Genomic DNA, 19,446 nt, shown 5'->3' with positions numbered 1-19,446 from the left:
CACCACCCTTAGTTTTTTAAATTATGATTCCTTTTCAATCTTGTTTTGCGTCAATCCATATGCGAGATAGGACAGACAAAGATAAACAATTGCAAAATACCACGTGTACTTTGGGAGGAACCAAACGGCTCCCAATAAATAGATCACCGGCCAAATCAATAACCACCAGCCCGGTTGTGTGCGCCGATAGATACCGCGCCCCAGCACAATCGCTAAACAGCCATTGATAATGACCAGCAGGCCCCCAAAACGCCAGACGGGACTCAAACCGATTCCCATCGCTAATGCTGGCAACCCCAATCCCATAATTAAGGCGACAACCCAATACCGCCACCCAATGCGTTCCAAAAACGCCATCCAACTCACCCATCTCTCTTAATAATTGCAACTATTTTAGCATGTTTCAGGGGAGATTTCACCTGGTTGTCTTGATTACTGTAGTTCCATAACCACTGAAACTGCTGATAGTAAATATAGCGGCGCCGTCTCTGTCCGTAATATCCGGGGACCTAACCCGGCCAATATCGCTTGATTGGCTTGTGCCAGTTGAACCTCAGCGGGACTGATCCCGCCCTCGGGGCCAAAGATGGCTAGTAGACTTTGATCTGATTTTAACGCCTGTAACTGCCGATTCAACGCACTTTGTTCACCTTGCTTGGCCGATTCTTCATAGGCTAATAACCGTACGTCCGCCGGTGCCGCTTGAAACACCGCCCGCAAGTTAGGGGCATAGCTCACCATTGGTCGCCGTAAACGGTGCGACTGTTCAGCAGCACCGTGAGCGATTTTGGTTAAGCGAGCTAACTTTTTAGCAACCTTGTTGGGCTGCCACTTAGCCACCGACCAATCGCCACCGAAGAAAATAATCTGGTCAACACCCAATTCGGTAGCTTTCTGCGTAATCCACTCGGCCTTCTCCTGCTTGGGTAAGCCACAGGCAATCGTGACCTTCACGGGTAGTTCCACTGCGGGTGTCACCACAGCCGTCAATTTGACCGTCGCCTTGTCGCCCGCTAATGTCTGCAGTTCACCATGGAACAGATGAGCCGTCTGGTCGACAAACTCCGCCACAGCCCCGGTCTGTGCCCGGAGAACGGTAACCCAATGATGGGCAATATCTGTTGGTAACGTTAAGACATCCTGATCCTCGTGGACATCCTCAAGAAAATACCGTTGCATGCCTATTCATCCTCCGTCGGTTTGTGGGCAATGACGCCACGCCAATCTTTCATTTGTAAGACATTGTCGATGATAAAACCTTGCTTGACTTGCGCAGCTACGACTTCATCTAACTTGTCGGCAATAATTCCAGACGTCAGGAAGTAGCCCCCTTCATTGAGGTTTTCCCAAGCTTGAGGAACTAATGGCAGAATGATTTCCGCCAAAATATTGGCTACCACTAAGTCAACTGGTTGATGGATTCCCTTCAAAAGGTCGTTGGGCTTAGCAATAATGTCCTTGGCCACGGGGTTCAAATCCAGATTGGTCTTAGCTGAACGAACAGCCACGTCGTCTAAATCGAACGCTGTGATCTTATCAACACCCATGTACTTGGCAGCAATACTCAAAACACCAGAACCGGTCCCGACGTCGTACATAGATTCGCCGCCGCGGACAACCATTTCCAGCGCCGTCATGGATAGCCGCGTCGTTGGGTGGGTTCCGGTCCCAAACGCCATCCCTGGATCCAAACGAATGACGTGTTCACCATCTTGAACTGGTTGATAATTTTCCCAACTAGGACTCACCGTCAGGTAGCGGGTCACTCGTACTGGATGATAATATTTTTGCCAAGCCGTAGCCCAACTTTCATCATCAACAGCCTGACTCGTAACTGTTCCTGGTGCGGCATCTAATCCAAATTTTGCAAGTTCCTGAACCCGCTGCCGAATAGTTGGCAAGATTTCTGGAACAAATACCGTTTCGGGATAGTACGCCGTAATCTCAGCACCGGTGGTTCTGTGCGGAATCGTCTTTAAATCGACAATTTCACCGTATTTACCTGGCTTGAGGTTAGCAAAATCTAGGGCGTCGTCGATCTTAACGCCACTAGCCCCGGCTTCCTGTAAAATATTGCTGACCGCTTCAACGGCCTCATTGGTCGTCAAAACGCTGACTTCGGTCCACTGCATGGATAGATTTCCTCCTATTATCTTAAAAATATTAAAAAAAGAGCTGGTAACAACCAAACATTGTCACCAGCTCACCGCTAAACATTAAATAATTGATGGAACAGCCTTAGACTTTCTCGGCATCGTTAGGATGTTTGGCATTGCGCTGCTCACGCTTAGCCAAGTTGACTTCTAAATAGTCTAACATATCCGCTTCATTTTGAAACACCCGTGGATGCTTTTGCTTGTGCAGTCGCAAATCAATCTCGTTGATTCGCTGACGCCCGGTCCAGGTGTGACCATAACGAATGATTACCCGGTTATTGAGCGAATCTTGACCGAATTTAAAGACGTAGACGCTCTCTGGCGCCATCAGTGGCCGAATATACGACTTTTCGTAACGATAGTTATGTTGCCGTAAAAACTCCTTGGTTCGACTCAGCATGGTAATCACCTCCTAAATGACAATCTACTCGGTTCTCAAAACATTTTAAGGCCTCTTCGGTTGCCCAAACCCATTAAAATGTATCAATAATTGATAATAGTTGATTTCCGCGAGGAATGCAAGCAAAAAGTCCACGCTGCCAAGACTTTTATGCGACCTCTGAAACCAACTTTCAGCTATCCGTTATCGTTTGTGAAACCACTTACATTATAACATAGCTGCTACGCAATTTCCGCCCAATTCGCCGGATAACTTGAAAAACTAGCCCTAGCATTTCTGTTGCAATTTCACACAAAATCGTTAAGAATGGACGTTACAGAGAATTTTATATGGGAGGACATTTATTTTGTTAAAGGAATTCAAAGAGTTCATTGCCCGCGGCAATGTTATGGACCTAGCCGTTGGGGTTATTGTTGGGGCTGCATTCACGGCTATCGTCAATTCTTTGGTCAATAACCTGATCAATCCCCTTATTGGCTTATTCGTTGGTAGCATTGACTTCTCCAATCTAGTCTTCACCGTTGGGGACGCCCACTTCAAATATGGGGCGTTTATCAACGCCATCATTAACTTTCTGATTATTGCCTTTGTCGTCTTCATCCTAGTCAAAGTTTTAAACAAGGTCGCCCCTGCCAAGGCAGATGAAGAACCGGCGGAACCAGAGCCAACCAACGAAGAGAAGTACTTAAAGGAAATCGTCACGCTGCTCAAACATGATGATCAGCACAAATAATTAGTGGGTCACGTTTCAGCAAAGTAGAATTAGTAGAAGAAGGGTTGAGAATTTTTTCTCAACCCTTCTTTGCTGCTCTAAAACTCGGATGGCCAGAGTAAACGGCGAAAATTAATCCTAACGAACCGCTAGTTGCCCCTATCTTATTAAGATTAAAGCCCGGTACGCAAAAGTATCGGCTTTTTTTGTTCAGTCCACCAATCTTTAAGAAATTATTCTTTTTTTCGTTGAAATCTACGACTAAACCCCATAAACTTAGAGAAGCCCCTTCGCTACTTTTGACTAAGTCACACTAAACCGGGAATTGTCGGGGCGTACATAATAATGGGAGTGATTGTTATCTTTACCGTATTCTGGCTGCTTCTATGGGGTGCCGCAACCTATTGGGCCTTCAAGGGGCCTCGTAAACGTAAGATTCTGGGAAGTATTTTTGCTTGTCTGCTAGTCTTTGGGGCACTGGGAAGTTTGGCCACTGCTAAACCTGCGCCCAAGACGAAGACCATTGCCATCGGCACACACCGTTTAGCCAAGGCCAAAGCAGAATCACGCAAGTTGGCGACCTCTTCTAGTAAACAGGCCGCTGCCGTTTTAGCCCTGGATGAAGCTGATAGTTCTTCTAAAGCAGCGGTATCTTCCGCTTCTACTGCCAAAGCTGACAAAGCTAGTAGTGCTGCTCAGGCTAGTCGCCGCGCAGCGTCCAAGGCTGCGGCCAGCAGCACCGCCACTAGTCATGCCACGCAAACCAGTCGGGCCAAACCCAAGGGTGACTTGGAAACCGACAAGGCCGGGACCATCGTTGGCAACAAAAATTCGAAAATCTACCATACTCCTGATCAAGCTGGTTACCATATGAACAGTGCCAACGCCGTCTACTTCAAGTCGGAAGCGGCGGCTCAGGCTGCCGGCTATAGAAAGGCGCTAAGATAAATGAAGAAAAAACAGTTTTTATGGATTGCCGTTAGTCTCTTACTGCTCGTGTTGGGTGGCTGCTCAAATTCTAGTGATGCCGCCAAAACCAAGACCGTTTACAATCACACGCCCGAAAAGCAGGCCGTCAAACTGGAAAAAGCCAACTCGGCAGAAAAGCAGCGTTTAGACGCTGTCCAAGTAAAGTTAGATCACCGGCAAGCCACCAGTAAAACTACCCAAAAGCCATCAAAGACGCCAACCAAAAAGAAAACAACCACTAAGCAGAAATTGGCTGACCGCACCTACCAGGGAGAACAAGAAATTACAATCAATCAGAATGATCCTGATTTCAGTAAAAAACAACTAGCCACCAAGTCGGGCGCTTGGCAAACGTACCACCAATTGGATGGCCTGAACCGCGTTACCGGAGCCGAAGCCCTCTTGAACCAATCCCTCATGCCCACTGCTAAGCGCGAGCCCCTGACGGTCGATCCAACTGGTTGGCATAACAAACGTACGAGTCATGGCTGGCTTTACAATCGGAGCCATTTAATCGGCTATCAATTTACGGGTGGCAAATTCTATAATTAATCCGAACAGAAATTAAAAAGCCCAAAGCAATCACTTACAATGGTAGTAGCTAATTCCAACCAATATAGGGAGTGATTACTTTGGGTACATCTACTTTATCACGTTTTCAACGTGGCGCACTAGCACAACTGGTCAATGAGGGGAATAAATCTTACCAAGTAATGGCTGACGCCTTAGGCGTCGCCAAAGCTACGATTAGCTATGAGTTGGACCGGGTTAAACCTTATGATCCAGAATTAGCTCAGCAAGATGCAGATCGCAAAAGGCGGAATTGCGGCCGTCGTTCGATGCTGACGGCAGCATTAGCGACTTTAATTACCAATCACTTACGATTAACCTGGTCACCAGAAACCATTGCGGCCGCTTATAACTTGAGCACTGCGTCAATTTATAATTGGCTTAATCGTGGCTGGCTCCCCTTCAAATTGACTGATCTACCCAATCGGAATGTCCGCCAGCACCGAGTGAGCGAAAATCGTGGGAAATTTACAAGTGGGACTTCCATCGAACAACGGCCAACAACTGTTAATCAACGGTTAGCTTTTGGTCATTGGGAAGTAGATACGGTGCTTTCTAGTCGAAGTGAGCCACGATCATGTCTGGTTACATTCGTAGAACGTAAGACCCGACTTCTATGGGCCATCAAAGCCCCTAATAGAACGGCTAAGGCTCTAAACACCGCCTTTGGCAAGTTTATGGGGGCCTTCGGTCCCCAAGTAAAATCCATTACTGTTGATCATGGTAAAGAGTTTGCCAATTATCAGGCCTTAGAACAGGATTATCAGATCAAAGTTTATTTTTGCCATCCATATTCACCATGGGAGCGAGGTTCCAATGAATATTTTAATAGACGGTTACGCTGGTTCTTCCCGAAAAAGACCAATTTTAGCCAAGTAACGACTGATGAGATCCTAGCAGCACTTGAACTAATTAATCAACGACCATTAAAAATACATCATCAACAGACTGCCATTGAAAGATTCCGGGCTTGTTCGGATTAAACTTGTAATTTGCCGGGTCAAAATAATAATTTGAAGAACCTAATGACTGGGACCCGGTCGCTCAACAATCCCGCCATGTTGCACAATGAAATGGACGTTGCCACCTACCTCAAGCAGAGTCGTCACAATTACGTCCGTTATGCCGTGACTCCCATTTTCAAGGGGCAAGAACTAGTCGCCCGAGGCGTTCAGATGCGGGCCCAGTCTGTTGGCTCCAATGCCATCCATTTCAACGTCTACATTTTTAACGTTGAATCTGGCTATAAGATTGATTACAGCACTGGTTATAGTCAGGCTAGCTAACTGATTCGTCCAAGTTCTGATGACATAAAAAGCTGATTTATTCCTAGGAGGAGACTCATGAAAACACTACGCAAAGCTGCCATGCTACTGGCCATTACCTTTACGCTAGGTGGTGCCGTGCAACCGTTGGCCGCACCAATCACCACCGCAGAAGCCAAAACACAGAAGATCTGGATTGCCCCGAATCATGGAAAGAAGTACCACTACGACAAGCATTGTCGGGGACTGAATCACGCGAAAAAATTAAAACGTGTGTCCCTTAAGTGGGCTAAGCACCATCATTACAAACTGTGTGGCTGGGAAAAATAATGCCATGAACTTTAAAACGAGGTTAGGAGAAAATTCCTAACCTCGTTTTAAAGTTACAGTTCCTGGGCCACCCACTTTTCCGTAAAGAATCCGCTTACTATTAGCGCCGAAAATGATATACTGATAATTGATACGATTTCTTAATCGATAACGTTCAAGATTTAGCCAAGCTTTAAGATGTTATTCTAACGAAACAAAGAGGTCGACGAAGATGAAAGAAAAGGAATTTGAAAAAACAGATTGGCGACGGGCACAACTGGCCGTCTTCAATGAGTACGATCGGTTTGTTAAGCGCCTTCACGATGAAGGCGTCGAATACACGATTAACCAAGCCCGGCGTATCGTCATCTACCAAGACCTGGTCGAAGAATGGCGCCACAACGTTCCCACGTTGATGGCCGACCTTGAGGATAATGCGCAGGCGCTAAGTGTCTTTGAAGACTTAGCCGTTGATGGACAGAGCACGTTGCTCTCTCGTTGTGCTAAAAAGATGGAGGCTTGGCCGGACTACATCCCCTCCCCGCTCACCATTTGGTTGGAACTAGCCGAAGACGCTGAGCGAGAATAATCGTGGTATCACCCTAACCCTCGCGAGCATCCAACTAACCACAACAACGAACGACTTAGGAGGAATTCGTCATGAGCTACTATCAGTACATTATTAATGGTATTTTTCTACTTGCCGTTGGCATCTTTCTGATGAGCCAAGCACATAAAGCCAAGACCGAAACGACTCACAAATGGGTCATCATCATTGGTATCTGCTTTGCCATTGTTGGCATGGGCGTCGGTGGCGTCGGCATTATGGGTATCAGTTAAAATTAATGACTAAACGTAGGAAAGGGTTTGAGACCAAAGTCTCAAACCCTTTTTGCGCTCCGAACGTATACGTTCAACAAGAGAGTGCTAGCTTAACCAGCAGCTTTGACCGCACTGGTTGGTACCCAAGCAATCAAGTCCCAGGCCACCAGCTCACGAAAGCTCATTGCTAAATCAGCTGGCGTCACGCCTAACTGCTGCTGAAGTTCCCCCATAGTCACTGGTTGATCCGGTTCCACCGCCACACGGAGCAACTTCTCTACCAGTGCCACCTCGGTGGGCTTTAGGTAGTCCAGCACCTCATTCAATCGCCGAACAAAAGCCTCAACTCCACCTTTAAACATAAACTCCGCCATTATTATTCCCCCAGAAAGAAAATTTGTGCATCTTTTCACAGCTCAATACTGGTAGCCTACCACATTTAAGGGTGAAACCCTTAAACGAACAGTCTGTATGAAAAAACGTTTTATAAACTAAGTAGTTATGAACAACAAGCATCCGATAACCTAACAATTAGACCCGTTTGGTTAAAAGGTGCATTTACTATCATACTTTCGAATAGTAAACTGAATACATAATCGCTGACTGTGAGATAGAGAACGACATCTCCGGTTAAGGATGATCATTATTTTAGAATAGGAGCTGTTCACTTTGAACAAAGTTATGACAATCTCAGCTACGCTATTAGCCAGTTTAACGTTGGGGGCCACCCTGCCAACGGTTAATGCCAGTGCGAAGACGTACAAGACAACACCGAAAAGCTTACGAGGATACTATATTGGTAAGGGCGACCTCGTTCAGTTCACTGCCCACCAAGTTATTCTGGGTGCGCCTCAAGCGGGACTACTCCCACAGAAAATCAAGCGGATCCACCGTACTGGCAAAACTTACCGGATTCATGCTATCAGTGAGATGGACAAGGAAGCCGTTACCATTAAATTTCAAAAACAGTCGCACCATCACCTCCACTTCTACAGTCACAAGAAAGTATTTCTGTTTAGCAGTAACGTCACTAAGGTTAGCCACCATACTTACCGGGCCTACCAGAGCAACCCCTTTCACGGCCTGCCTAAGGGTGTCAAGTAAGATTCTGAGAAAACATGCCTACTTTCACTTTATTGGTTAAATAGTTACGAAGGGATTTTTATCATGAGAAAAATATTGAAATTAATTTTAATTGTACTCGTTTGTTTTTTTGCAGTCGGTGCTTTAACCACGACCGCATCAGCCCATAAAGCGGGCTATTCATATAGTAAGCTACCCAAGGGGATGCGTGGCACCTGGTACACCTATACCAACTTTGGTTATGGTAAAAAGAAAATCTATAAACTACATATGAGTAATAAAAACCTGCGTAAATACAAAAAGCACAAAGTCTACTACAACAAAAAAGCCATGAAAACCGTGAAGTATTGGACGGCCACCCAAACTAGTAAACTTGCCGGCTATCGCTGGATTCATGAATATGGTTGGCAACAGTCTGCCGGTGATGGTGAGTATTATAATTTACACAAGTTTGGCAAGCATAAAGTGCTAACTATTGCTGAGGGCGCGGGTATCTGGGTCAGTGCCCATTACTACCGAAGTAAAAAAGTTGCTAAAAAAATGGGACAAAAGCATTTTCCTAAATTCTCGTATCAGAATTTTTGACTTTAGGAAGTCTTAATTGCTTCAAAGATCAGCGGTAAATAATTAATTTTAGGGAGTCAATGTTACGAGTTAAACATCTCCCAACATCAAAAAACTACCAAGGTAAAAATTCCCTGGTAGTTTTTATTGTCCGTTCAAGAAAAGGCCCAACGTCAGTAAGAGCTGACGATGAACCCCTTGGAAATAAAATTCGGATTTTACTACAAAACAAATACTTATAACGTATAACCATACCTGAACCTGATGACAACTAGAAGAGTCGTTTACTTTAGCACAAATTTCTAGTCGCTTTCATCCTCGTCAGTCTTCAGAACAGCCATAAATGCTTCCTGAGGAATATCAACTTTCCCCACAGCCTTCATCCGCTTCTTACCAACCTTTTGCTTTTCCAACAACTTCATCCGCCGGGTTCGGTCACCACCGTACAGTTTGGCAGTAACGTCCTTCCGGTAAGCCTTGATGGTCGTCCGGGCAATAATCTTTGCCCCAATGGCCGCTTGCACGGGAATTTCAAAGTTTTGTCGTGGAATAATTTTCTTCAAGCGAGACGCAATTTCCCGACCCCGTTGTGGGGCGAAGGTTCTATGCGCAATAAAACTCAACGCATCGACCTTGTCGCCGTTCAACAGAATATCGATCTTCACCAAGTCCGCAGCTTGATAGCCGTTCATTTCGTAGTCCAATGAGGCATAGCCCCGCGTGCTGGACTTCAACTTATCAAAGAAATCAAAGATGATTTCGGACAGTGGCATGTTGTAGATAATGTTGACCCGGTAATCATCCAAATACTCCATCGTCAGGAACTGACCGCGACGGTGTTGGCAAAGTTCCATGACTGCCCCAACATAATCATTAGGTGCCATAATTGTAGCCTTAACAATAGGTTCCTCGACACTCTTAATCGAAGAAGCTTCTGGCATTTCTGCTGGGTTCTCGACTTCCTTCATCGTCCCATCCGTCAGATATGCGTGATACGTAACGGATGGTGCCGTGGTGATCAAATCAAGGTTAAACTCACGCTCCAGTCGCTCCTGGATGACATCCATGTGCAGCATCCCCAAGAACCCACACCGGAACCCAAAGCCCAACGCCTGGGAGGATTCTGGTTCAAATTCCAACGCAGCATCGTTCAGCTTTAATTTTTCCAGAGCTTCCCGTAAGTCATTCAGCTTAGCGTTGTCCGTTGGGTAAAGTCCGGCGTAAACCATGGGACTCATTTCCCGGTAACCTGGCAACGCCTTGTCAGCAGGCATGGCAGCGTTCGTCACTGTATCACCCACTCGGGTATCCGTGATGTCCTTAATGCTGGCCGTGATGTAACCCACGTCACCGGCGATCAAGTTGTCCCGTGAAATTGGCTTCGGTGAGTTAACCCCCACCTCAGTAACCTCATATTCACTCCCACTGTTCATTAAACGAATCTTATCGCCTGGTTGAACGGTCCCTTCAAAGACCCGAATGCTCAACACAACGCCTCGATAGTCATCGTAGACGGAGTCAAAGACCAACGCCTTCAATGGTGCGTCTAAATCACCAGCTGGTGCCGGCACCTTAGCCACAACTTGCTCGAGAAGTTCTTCGATCCCGATACCCTGCTTGGCACTCGCCAAGACGGCATCAGAAGCATCGAGCCCAATGACATCTTCGATTTCTTTTTTGACTTTCTCTGGATCAGCCGCTGGTAAATCAATCTTGTTGACGACCGGCACGATTTCCAGATTGTCATCCAGAGCTAAATAGACGTTTGCTAACGTCTGAGCTTCGACCCCCTGCGCAGCGTCGACGACCAGTACGGCCCCTTCACACGCTGCCAGACTCCGTGAGACCTCATAGGAGAAGTCGACGTGTCCTGGTGTATCGATCAAATGAAATTCGTAATCGTGGCCGTCCTTGGCGTGATAGGTCAGCTCCACCGCGTTCAACTTGATGGTAATTCCCCGTTCACGTTCAAGGTCCATGTTATCCAACACCTGATCTTGCATATCGCGCTTGGAGATGGTATCAGTCAATTCCAAGATGCGGTCCGCTAACGTAGATTTCCCGTGGTCAATATGGGCCACAATGGAAAAATTGCGAATATATTTTTGATGTGCTTTTAATTTTTCAAGATCCATGTTGATTTCCTACTTTCTTAAACGCCATGTCTAAACAATTATACCATAGACCCAGCATTTGCCTAATTTTAAGGCAGTTAAATCCGCTAAAATCAAGGCTTTCTTCCCAATCTGGCAGACCAGCCACAATCACTGTTATGGACTCGGTTTCTGAAAGCTTTCAGCTCAACCGAAAAAAATGAAACTATCACACCACTTCCAAGCTGATTTATAGTAAAATAAACATAGTTTGTTTTAATATAAATTAGGCAGAATTCCCTTGCTTTCAAGCAAGGGATGAATGCCACTATACCTTTCGTCGATCAGCGATACTCATATGGTACCTCCATAAATATTATTGTAAGACGCTTTGCTATGGATACAGTATGCTCATATGGTACGCTGGTTATCAAGCAAAGGGAGGTGGCAGTTTATGGCGAAAACGATGGCCCAATTACCTTATCATTATGGGGTTAAAGTTAGAGTCTTTCCTTCAACCGAACAGAAACGTCTGATCAAACGTAACAGTGACGCTAGTCGGTTTATTTATAATCAGATGAACGGGATGAATAATGATCTATTCTGGTTAAAGCAAGTGAAGATTCCAATTACAATTGTCTTGGATCGAATCGCTGATCTGACTGAACGTCTAAAGAAGCCATCAACTGCCATTTCCAATATTCATGGATGGTTAAATCACCCGGATTTTGACAGCTTGATGAAAGCCAACGCTATCAAGAATTATAGGACTGCTTGGAAGCTATTCCGGCAGGTTCATCGGGCGGGGACCCCTAAGTTTCACAAGCGTGGTTACACACAGACTTATCAAACATCGTGTCTTTACAGTGTTAAAGTAACGGTCCCAACCATGGAGAATGGTAGTGTTAGACTAACTGACAACCGCCACCTACAACTACCCAAGCTGGGACGTCTCCGATTCAAGGGACTTCCACTAAAGATTTTAGAACGAGCTAATGACATTAGAATTGGAACAACAACGGTCTCAATGGACACTGCGGGTCATTACCTTGTGTCTCTACAGATTGGGTCAGAACAACCCTTCGTTGCCAAACAACCCGCGATTGAATCTAAAGTCGGCATTGATTTGAATCTCGACAATTTTCTGACGGACTCCAATGGACAGGTGATTGATAATCCACGTTACTACCGAACTATTAGAGGGAAACTAGCTAAAGCCCAACGAAAACTGTCGCGGCGGGCCAGACGAGCTAAAAAGAGTCAGCGACGTTTATCAGAAGCAAAGGATTATCAAAGACAACGGTTATTAGTGGCTAAATTACAACTTAAAGTTGCCAATCAACGTAAGAACTTTTTGCACCACGTCTCTACGACCTTGATCAAAAACCACGATTTAGTCGTAGCTGAAGAACTGCGGAGTAAAAATATGTTGCGGAATCACGCCTTGGCAATGAGCATCTCGGACGTCGGCTGGCGAACACTATTGAACATGTTGTCCTACAAAGCTGATTTGTATGGCCGGAATTTTTTGACGGTCAATCCCCAAAATACAACGCAAACTTGTAGCCATTGTGGGCACCTCATGACCGGGAAGAATAAGTTGACGTTGGCTGACCGCGAGTGGACATGCCCTAGTTGTGGGACGTTTCATGTGCGTGATCATAATGCAGCTAAGAATATTCTAGCTAAGGGGTTAGCTGCTTTGTAGGAAACGAGTCCGTCTGGCAACCTGCGGACCTAAAAGGCTTTGGTAATTAGCGGATAAGTCCTATTCGTAGGCTAGCGCTGTATCTAAGCAAATTGTGGTCACCATGCCAAAGGGTGTGGTTCTCACAAGCGTCCGTTTTTAAAAGGGCGTGGTTGACGCAACTGACTAAATATTTATTCGTTAATTATTATCGGGGCTTTTCGCAGCAACTTAACCGTCCAAAACTGACCGACGCTAAAAGCTGTTTTTTCCAGGGAGGAAAACATTTATGCAAGAGAACGGTAAAACTGTCCCACAAGAGGTCAAAGGCTGGAACTGGGGCGCCTTTATGTACAACATTTTCTGGGGACTTGGTAACAAGACCTATCTCCCCCTCCTCATGCTCATTCCCATCTTCAACATCGTATGGATCTTTGTGGTCGGCTTCAAGGGGAACGAATGGGCTTGGCAAAAGGGTGACTACCAAGACGTGGAAACCTTCAAGGCTGTTCAAAAAACTTGGAACCGCGCCGGGTTGATCAACTTCATCGTGGCGGTAGCCAGTGTCGTCCTTTACTGGATCTTCTTCGCGACTGTCTTGGCCAGCTTGTTCGGAAACAACTATTAGTCTTTCGCTATTTTTGACCATTATTTTTAAAGACAACGGTCGTTATTCCTTATACTTGGGAATAGCGATTTTTTATCACCATCAATAAAAATGGTCTCCAACCTTGCGATTGTGAAGTGAACCCCCAAGGTTGGACAGAAAGTCCAACCTTGGGGGTTTTACTATGGTTAAGTTTGATTTAGATTTTAGAATTAAGGTCGTCACTGAATATTTGAGTGGAGTTGGATCAACCTCATTGGCCAGAAAACATGGTATCAGCAAGGAAGAAACTATCCTTCTTTGGGTTAGTCGCTTCCAGAAATACGGTATAGCTGGATTGAAGCTGAAGGATCAGAAGCCAGAATATTCTAGTCAGTTCAAGGTTGATGTATTAAACTGGAGAAAACAACATCAGGCCTCGCTTCCGGTAACGGCTCTGCACTTCAATCTATCTTCGCCAAGCACCATCTGGCAATGGGAGAAGCGCTTTGAGGAGCAAGGAATCGCTGGCCTTGAACGGAAGCGAGGAAAGCCTAAAATCATGGCTAAACATAAGCAAACGAAGCCTTCAAAGAGTCGCAATAACTCCAGTACCGCCGATGAATTGAAGCAATTAAAACAAGAAAACTTGATGTTAAAGATTGAGAATGAATACCTAAAAAAACTCGATGCCTTAGCTCAGAAGAAGTCAGCAGACAAGAAATCTCGCAAATAGTGACCGAGTTAAGGCAGGTCTTTCAAGTGCCCATCAAGCTCCTACTCAAGGTCGTCAAAGTACCAAGAAGTACGTATTATTACGCACGCTCACATCGTCAGCGTGAAAAGCTGGATGATTCTCCAATCATTCAGGCAATCGATGAGATCCGGCAGGAAGATTCTAAGTACACCAAGAAGTATGGTTACCGGCGACTAACTAAAGCTTTACAGGAGCATGGATTCACGGTGAATCATAAACGAGTCTTGCGTCTAATGCATGAGCATGATTGGCTTTGTTTAGCGTACAATCGGCAAAAACGTAAATATAATTCATACAAAGGATCCGTTGGTAAAATTGCGCCTAATCGGTTGAACCGACGATTCAAAACGGACCGACCCTATCAAAAACTCGTTACAGATGTCAGTGAATTTCGATACGGTGGTATGAGCCAAAGTGAACGGGTCTATTTAGAACCAGTGATTGACCTCTTCTCAGGCGAAGTCTTAGCCTTCAACATCAGTGACCATCCAACAGTAGAATTTGCCCTAAAGCCGCTTAGAGAAGCATTGGAAGGACTGCCAAAGTTAGGTTATCGAACAACAGTCCACACGGATCAGGGATTCCAGTATCAACATAAATTCTGGCGAGAAACACTCAAAGAACATCGCGTATTTCAAAGCATGTCACGCAAAGCAACTTGTCTAGATAATGCGGCAGTTGAATCATTCTTCCACATCATGAAGGTCGAAGTTATGGATGAGCATTTTGAGAACAAGGAAGACTTGACTCAAGCTATGACTGACTGGATTAACTTTTACAATAAACGTCGGATCAAAACAAAACTGGATGGCAAGTCCCCGGAAAAATACCGGGAACTCGCCATCCAGAAGGCAGCGTAAATTCTGTGTCCAACTTTAAGGGTTCACTTCATTGGAGACCATTTTTTATTTTGCTTCATTTTCATACTGCTTTAAATCCGATGGGGCCAACTGTTGCCACTTCTTCGAGTAGAACTTGTCGTTGATGCTGTATTTTGGTTGTTCCTGCTGCTTCGTCAAGAACGGGTTGACCCGTTGATCGACGGCCAGCCAACCGCGCCAGCCCAAGTGAATCGTGTCAGTCATAAAGTACGGCACGTTCCCCTTGTCACTCAAGTCGACAATGTTGTTAAACCCTTGCGACTGAAGTTGGTAATGAATCTTTTCATCAAACTGCTTGAGCATGCTTGCCGAAAGCCCCGTGTACTTCTGCCACTTAGCATTGACTGGCGGAATAATAAACAACACGTTGGTATTCAGACGGGCAAACTGATCCAAGCACAGTTGGAAGTCCGCAAATTCTGGTGACTTCGTGTAAGACAGATTCTTTTGGAAGCCTTTCAGCTTCCCGTGCTTTAATTCTTTCTTCAAACCTTGATGGTAAAATTTGTTACTAATACCGAACCGGTTATCATTCGTTGCCGCTTTCCCTAACCGGCCTCCCAAGGCATCCAGCGCCGAGTATGAGTAATGAGTGGGTAACTTCTTGGCTTGCTGGTTAACCTTGTTCAAGTTTTGCGATGGCAAGTCAATGCCGGAGAAGAATTGATCTTCTTGCGTCAGCATATTCTTCCGCGTCTGCAGGTAGAAGCGCTGGTAATCCGTTAACTTCTTCCCACTAGCAACCCGTTGGAGCGCCGCGTAAATAAAATGATCTGATTGGGCAGCAGGCATCTGCAGCAACCGTTGGGCCGCATATTGATCAATTGCATCACTCCGGAAATGCGTCAACCACTCCGCCGTCTGCAATTGTGAGTAGTAGAACCCAAAGGCATCCTTCCGCGTTCCGCCCTTCACAAACCATTGTGGCGAAATCACAAAGACTGCTTTCTTATTCCGCAATTGGCCTTGGATGTTTTGCATCACGAAGTACTGCGTCAAAGATTGTGAGCCCCGGGCACCTAATAGAAATGGCCGGTAATCCCGGTGATATTTCTGTGCTAGGACCGAAGGGTGCATGGGATCAAATCGGGACCATTCAGAGGACCCAAAGAATGGCACAAATCCATCCTTCAAGGCTTCCTCTTTAATGTGCTTCCCCCGCAGAACGTTGGGCGACAGCGAAACCGCTGCCTGTCGCTCGTGCGACTTGCTAACGTGACTAAAACCTAACTTGACTGGCATCGCCAGTACCGCAAAAACAAGAACAGCCGCGAGAATTAACGGACCAAAGATCCGTAGAAGTCGCTTTGCCATTGGCTAAGCCAGGCTTTCGACTTTCGCAACAATTTTGTTGGGCGTGTCCCACTCTGACCGCTCAAATTCAGAAACTGGCACGTTAACCCCTAATTCACTTTGTAATTGTAATAACAGTTGAACTGAACCCATGGAGTCCATTAACCCACTGTCAAACAGGTTGTCGTCCATTGCGCCACTAACATCGTTCCCCGTTAAGTCACTTAAAATTGCTAAAACCGTTGCTTTGATATCCATTTTAATTTCCCCCTATATGAAATTTAAACCTGAGTTTTATTGGAACCATAACTTATCCAGTAATCCTGAGAAAATCAGGAAACTGAAGCAGACCATGTTTGCCGTCAGGAAGATGGCAAACCACTGCGTAAAGCGGTTGTGTGGCACGCTCGCCCGGTGCTTCTTTTTGTACCGGAGCCAGGTGTCATTCACCACCAAAGCCACCCCATGAAACAGGCCGTAGGTGATGTAGTACCAAGTTACCCCGTGCCAGAACCCCATGACTAACATGTTGATAATGTAAGTCACGTTGGCTGTGGTCGTTGGTTTCTTGAAGACCTTATGCTTCATGAACCAGAAAACCAGTCGCATGTAGATAAAGTCACGGAACCAGAATGACAACGTGATGTGCCAACGATTCCAGAAATCCTTGATGTTTGGTGAACGCCAAGGTTGATTAAAGTTCATTGGTGTCTCAATCCCCATAATGTAGGACGTCCCCACCGCAAACAGTGAATACCCAGCGAAGTCAAAGAACAAGTCCGCACTGTAACAGTACATGTAGCCGATTACCGGCCATGACATGTCCAAGAACCCACCTCGTGAATTCATTGCCATCAGCTGTAACTTCGGCATCAACATTGTTCCGAAGTAGTAAGCCAGAATGAACTTGTACAGGAATCCTACAAAGATATAACGGATCCCTTTTTGCACCATTCCCAGATATTTCTCCCGGTCTGGTACTGACCGATAGTCGGCTTCAAACCGTCGATAACGGTCAATTGGTCCGGAAGAAATGGTTGGGAAGAACAGCATAAATTGTAAAAATGTCATGATGTTGTAGTCTTTTAACGTTCCATCCCGTGTTTCCATCATGGTCTGCACGGCTCTAAACGTTAAATAACTGACACCCAAGAAACCAATCAGGGACGACTGACCATTTTCAACTGCCGGTGTCACCTTAACAATGGTTAACGGCAGAATGGCCAAAATCACCATGACGTAGAAGAACGGCCCCGAATTCTTATGTCTTCGGTAAATGGCATACCCCCAGGTGAGCGCCACTTCGTACAAAATGTAGATAATCAAGGCTACCCCTTGGGTCCACTTAGGACCACCAAAGGTCAGGACCAGGAAGAAGATTGAAATCAGTGTTTCGTACAAACGTGACCGCTTGCCGTATAGAAGACCAATCATTAGTGGCAACAGTGCCACCCCCAACAGGGCAAAATACGTTGGGTTACCGTATGGTTCAAATGACAGCATTAGTGATTGACCTCGGCAATGATAGATTTAATATCGACCTTGCCGTTGGGGGTCATCGGTAGGCTATCTTTATAAACGAAGCGTTGTGGGATCATGTATTCCATCATATCTCCGCCTTGTAAATTGTCTTTAATTGCTTTCGTCAGATCCAGTTCACTGGCAAAGTCGTGCACTTGAGGCACCACCCAGGCAATCAATTGGCTGACCTTATGATTCCGATCGTAGCGAGGTACCGCCACACCGACCTGAATATGGTCTTCCTGAGACAGGTAATGATTGACCTCTTCCAGTTCGATGCGGTACCCGTGAAGCTTAATTTGAAAGTCGGTTCGACCCCGATACATGACCAGACCATTGTCCAGCTGAACACCCAAGTCACCAGAACGATAAACACGCCAACCATCAACGTCCAAGAACGCTTTTTCCGTCTTGTCTGGATTGTTCAAGTAGCCCTTGGACATGGATGGACCACAAATCAAAATCTCACCTTCAACACCAGCAGCCACTGGATGGAGTTGTTCATCAACGACCAACATCTCAGTGTCAGCCTTGGCATAGCCAATCGGCAGTCGTGGGTAATCTGCTAAGATTTTATCGGTGATTTCAACTTGGGTGACCGCCACGGTTGTCTCCGTTGGGCCATACGTGTTAAAGATGCGGGCGTGTGGGAACCGTTGCCGGAGCATCTGGGCAGTGGCGTGGGTTAACTCTTCACCACAGAATAAGAACCGGGTCAAGTTAGGATACCGCTCCTCACTAAACGTGGGTTCCATCAGACAAATATCCACGAACGATGGCGTTGAGACCCAAACGTTCAGGGCCATCTTAGGCAATGTCGTAAATAATTCCCTGAAGTTATCCGTTACCGTCTTCGGTAAGGCAACTAGCGTGCCCCCCGCAGCCAACGTTGGTCCCCAGTCCATCACGGATAGGTCAAACGAGTAAGGCGCCTGAGACAACGTTCTAGGTGTCTCTGGTAACGTGAAGTCCGAACTCAGCATCCAGTTCACATAACTTAATAAGTTGGCGTGTGAAATTTGAACCCCTTTAGGCTTTCCGGTTGTTCCTGACGTAAAGATGATGTAGTAGGTCTCATCCCCCGTCACTTCATGGGTCACTTGGTAATTCGACACAGTGTGATCAAAAATCTGACCCAACTCGTCAGTAGCGATCACCGGCGTACCCGTTAGTGCCGTTGGCAGTGGACTGACTGCAATGGCTGCCACAGGTTTGGCAATCTCATTAATTGTGACGATTCGTTCCACTGGTGAATGCGTATCAATGGGCACGTAGGCGTGACCACTCTTCACAATTCCCAAGAACGTCGCCATCATGTCAAACGTCTGACCACCATACACCAAGACTGGTGATTCTCGTGGTAATTCCATTTCATCTAAATGTGCTGCTAAGGCATCCGAACGCTGTTTTAAGTCACCATACGTATTCGTCTGTCCTAAATAATCATACGCGATCCGTTCCGGATCGCTTTGAGCAACCTGATCAATTACTTTGATCATGTTTTCAATCATTCTCTATCCCCCCCAAAGGCTATCCGGCTTAATCATGCGGTCGTTGACCCCTCAACTAGAACTCGTTGTAAATAAACGTCGAGTTGTTTAATCCGCTGTAGCCGTATAAATATACTAATGCCATCAAAATCACAAAGTAGAATGCCGTCCAGCCAATGAACGCGATTACTGGCTGATGCCATAATGCCAGCCACTTTGCTCTCATGAAATTCACCCCCAAAGTTTTGTCGGTTGATTCGTCCCCAAAACCGACGTCCGTTCGCCCCT

24 protein-coding genes and 1 pseudogene are annotated in these 19,446 nt (G+C 45.9%); 14 read left to right on the top strand and 11 right to left on the bottom strand.

Annotation, left to right across the window (positions count from 1 at the left end; translation table 11 throughout):
- Positions 1-21 precede the first annotated feature (21 nt).
- The 4 genes from AB3Y94_RS01970 to AB3Y94_RS01955 form a co-directional block, all read right to left on the bottom strand.
- A complete protein-coding gene (locus tag AB3Y94_RS01970) occupies positions 22-357 on the bottom strand; it encodes a hypothetical protein (protein WP_367294891.1) in 336 nt (111 codons plus the stop codon).
- Positions 358-432: 75 nt separating this feature from the next.
- Positions 433-1,179, bottom strand: a complete 747-nt coding sequence (locus tag AB3Y94_RS01965) for a 16S rRNA (uracil(1498)-N(3))-methyltransferase (protein ID WP_367294890.1) — start codon at positions 1,177-1,179, stop codon at positions 433-435.
- 2 nt (positions 1,180-1,181) lie between these two features.
- Complete coding sequence (prmA, locus tag AB3Y94_RS01960; RefSeq protein WP_367294889.1) at positions 1,182-2,132, bottom strand: 50S ribosomal protein L11 methyltransferase; 951 nt, start codon at positions 2,130-2,132, stop codon at positions 1,182-1,184.
- 106 nt (positions 2,133-2,238) lie between these two features.
- Positions 2,239-2,556: a hypothetical protein gene (locus tag AB3Y94_RS01955; protein WP_125681161.1), complete on the bottom strand. Its 318-nt coding sequence runs from the start codon at positions 2,554-2,556 to the stop codon at positions 2,239-2,241.
- Between the two features lie 346 nt (positions 2,557-2,902).
- On the opposite strand from AB3Y94_RS01955, the gene mscL reads away from it, so the two are divergent.
- From mscL to AB3Y94_RS01915, 8 genes and pseudogenes are all read left to right on the top strand, one after another.
- Positions 2,903-3,289 (top strand): large-conductance mechanosensitive channel protein MscL, encoded by a 387-nt coding sequence (gene mscL, locus AB3Y94_RS01950; RefSeq protein WP_367294888.1) that lies wholly within the window; start codon positions 2,903-2,905, stop codon positions 3,287-3,289.
- Between the two features lie 324 nt (positions 3,290-3,613).
- The gene (locus AB3Y94_RS01945; protein ID WP_367294887.1) at positions 3,614-4,216 is read left to right on the top strand and encodes a hypothetical protein; all 603 of its coding nucleotides are present in this window, start codon (positions 3,614-3,616) and stop codon (positions 4,214-4,216) included.
- Positions 4,217-4,789, top strand: coding sequence for a DNA/RNA non-specific endonuclease (locus AB3Y94_RS01940; protein ID WP_367294886.1), 573 nt, complete (start codon positions 4,217-4,219; stop codon positions 4,787-4,789).
- Between the two features lie 80 nt (positions 4,790-4,869).
- The gene (locus AB3Y94_RS01935; RefSeq protein WP_056986401.1) at positions 4,870-5,790 is read left to right on the top strand and encodes an IS30-like element ISLsa1 family transposase; all 921 of its coding nucleotides are present in this window, start codon (positions 4,870-4,872) and stop codon (positions 5,788-5,790) included.
- Positions 5,791-5,799: 9 nt separating this feature from the next.
- A pseudogene (locus AB3Y94_RS01930) lies at positions 5,800-6,093 on the top strand (DNA/RNA non-specific endonuclease); the annotation flags it as partial.
- A gap of 57 nt (positions 6,094-6,150) precedes the next feature.
- Positions 6,151-6,402: a hypothetical protein gene (locus AB3Y94_RS01925; RefSeq protein WP_367294885.1), complete on the top strand. Its 252-nt coding sequence runs from the start codon at positions 6,151-6,153 to the stop codon at positions 6,400-6,402.
- A gap of 211 nt (positions 6,403-6,613) precedes the next feature.
- Positions 6,614-6,970, top strand: coding sequence for a hypothetical protein (locus tag AB3Y94_RS01920; RefSeq protein ID WP_367294884.1), 357 nt, complete (start codon positions 6,614-6,616; stop codon positions 6,968-6,970).
- Positions 6,971-7,041: 71 nt separating this feature from the next.
- Positions 7,042-7,221 carry a hypothetical protein gene (locus AB3Y94_RS01915; protein WP_125681149.1) on the top strand — a complete coding sequence of 60 codons (180 nt, stop codon included), beginning with the start codon at positions 7,042-7,044 and terminating at the stop codon, positions 7,219-7,221.
- A 92-nt stretch (positions 7,222-7,313) separates the two neighbouring features.
- Here the strand turns inward: AB3Y94_RS01915 and AB3Y94_RS01910 are convergent, their stop codons facing one another.
- Positions 7,314-7,577: a hypothetical protein gene (locus AB3Y94_RS01910; protein WP_367294883.1), complete on the bottom strand. Its 264-nt coding sequence runs from the start codon at positions 7,575-7,577 to the stop codon at positions 7,314-7,316.
- 295 nt (positions 7,578-7,872) lie between these two features.
- Here AB3Y94_RS01910 and AB3Y94_RS01905 point away from each other — a divergent pair, with 295 nt between their 5' ends.
- Together AB3Y94_RS01905 and AB3Y94_RS01900 are read left to right on the top strand one after the other, a co-directional pair.
- Positions 7,873-8,307, top strand: coding sequence for a hypothetical protein (locus AB3Y94_RS01905; RefSeq protein ID WP_367294882.1), 435 nt, complete (start codon positions 7,873-7,875; stop codon positions 8,305-8,307).
- A gap of 63 nt (positions 8,308-8,370) precedes the next feature.
- Complete coding sequence (locus tag AB3Y94_RS01900) at positions 8,371-8,871, top strand: hypothetical protein (RefSeq protein WP_367294881.1); 501 nt, start codon at positions 8,371-8,373, stop codon at positions 8,869-8,871.
- Between the two features lie 281 nt (positions 8,872-9,152).
- On the opposite strand, the gene lepA is transcribed toward AB3Y94_RS01900, so the two are convergent.
- Positions 9,153-10,985: a translation elongation factor 4 gene (lepA, locus tag AB3Y94_RS01895; RefSeq protein WP_125681136.1), complete on the bottom strand. Its 1,833-nt coding sequence runs from the start codon at positions 10,983-10,985 to the stop codon at positions 9,153-9,155.
- A gap of 412 nt (positions 10,986-11,397) precedes the next feature.
- On the opposite strand from lepA, the gene AB3Y94_RS01890 reads away from it, so the two are divergent.
- The 4 genes from AB3Y94_RS01890 to AB3Y94_RS01875 all read left to right on the top strand — a co-directional run bounded on the left by AB3Y94_RS01890 (position 11,398) and on the right by AB3Y94_RS01875 (position 14,833).
- Positions 11,398-12,651: an RNA-guided endonuclease InsQ/TnpB family protein gene (locus tag AB3Y94_RS01890; RefSeq protein WP_367294880.1), complete on the top strand. Its 1,254-nt coding sequence runs from the start codon at positions 11,398-11,400 to the stop codon at positions 12,649-12,651.
- Positions 12,652-12,919: 268 nt separating this feature from the next.
- A complete protein-coding gene (locus AB3Y94_RS01885) occupies positions 12,920-13,258 on the top strand; it encodes a ribonuclease G (protein WP_125694239.1) in 339 nt (112 codons plus the stop codon).
- A 163-nt stretch (positions 13,259-13,421) separates the two neighbouring features.
- The gene (locus AB3Y94_RS01880; protein ID WP_367294732.1) at positions 13,422-13,952 is read left to right on the top strand and encodes a helix-turn-helix domain-containing protein; all 531 of its coding nucleotides are present in this window, start codon (positions 13,422-13,424) and stop codon (positions 13,950-13,952) included.
- Positions 13,952-14,833 (top strand): IS3 family transposase, encoded by an 882-nt coding sequence (locus AB3Y94_RS01875; protein ID WP_289670704.1) that lies wholly within the window; start codon positions 13,952-13,954, stop codon positions 14,831-14,833. The genes AB3Y94_RS01880 and AB3Y94_RS01875 overlap by 1 nt, the downstream gene beginning before the upstream one ends.
- A 45-nt stretch (positions 14,834-14,878) precedes the next feature.
- On the opposite strand, the gene dltD is transcribed toward AB3Y94_RS01875, so the two are convergent.
- From dltD to AB3Y94_RS01850, 5 genes are read right to left on the bottom strand one after another with little or no spacing between them, the layout of a single operon-like run.
- Positions 14,879-16,168 carry a D-alanyl-lipoteichoic acid biosynthesis protein DltD gene (gene dltD / locus AB3Y94_RS01870; RefSeq protein ID WP_367294879.1) on the bottom strand — a complete coding sequence of 430 codons (1,290 nt, stop codon included), beginning with the start codon at positions 16,166-16,168 and terminating at the stop codon, positions 14,879-14,881.
- Between the two features lie 3 nt (positions 16,169-16,171).
- Positions 16,172-16,405 (bottom strand): D-alanine--poly(phosphoribitol) ligase subunit DltC, encoded by a 234-nt coding sequence (gene dltC / locus AB3Y94_RS01865; protein ID WP_125681131.1) that lies wholly within the window; start codon positions 16,403-16,405, stop codon positions 16,172-16,174.
- Between the two features lie 36 nt (positions 16,406-16,441).
- Positions 16,442-17,650 carry a D-alanyl-lipoteichoic acid biosynthesis protein DltB gene (gene dltB, locus AB3Y94_RS01860; RefSeq protein ID WP_367294878.1) on the bottom strand — a complete coding sequence of 403 codons (1,209 nt, stop codon included), beginning with the start codon at positions 17,648-17,650 and terminating at the stop codon, positions 16,442-16,444.
- On the bottom strand, positions 17,650-19,179 hold the full coding sequence (gene dltA, locus AB3Y94_RS01855) for a D-alanine--poly(phosphoribitol) ligase subunit DltA (protein ID WP_367294877.1): 1,530 nt from the start codon (positions 19,177-19,179) through the stop codon (positions 17,650-17,652). The genes dltB and dltA overlap by 1 nt, the downstream gene beginning before the upstream one ends.
- A 55-nt stretch (positions 19,180-19,234) precedes the next feature.
- Positions 19,235-19,384 carry a teichoic acid D-Ala incorporation-associated protein DltX gene (locus AB3Y94_RS01850; RefSeq protein WP_367294876.1) on the bottom strand — a complete coding sequence of 50 codons (150 nt, stop codon included), beginning with the start codon at positions 19,382-19,384 and terminating at the stop codon, positions 19,235-19,237.
- Positions 19,385-19,446 lie beyond the last annotated feature (62 nt).

Origin of the sequence: Levilactobacillus yonginensis (assembly GCF_964065165.1) — a bacterium.
Lineage (GTDB): Bacteria > Bacillota > Bacilli > Lactobacillales > Lactobacillaceae > Levilactobacillus > Levilactobacillus yonginensis_A.
Note: the sequence above shows the minus strand (reverse complement) of the source record. Positions and strands in the feature narration are given on the sequence as shown.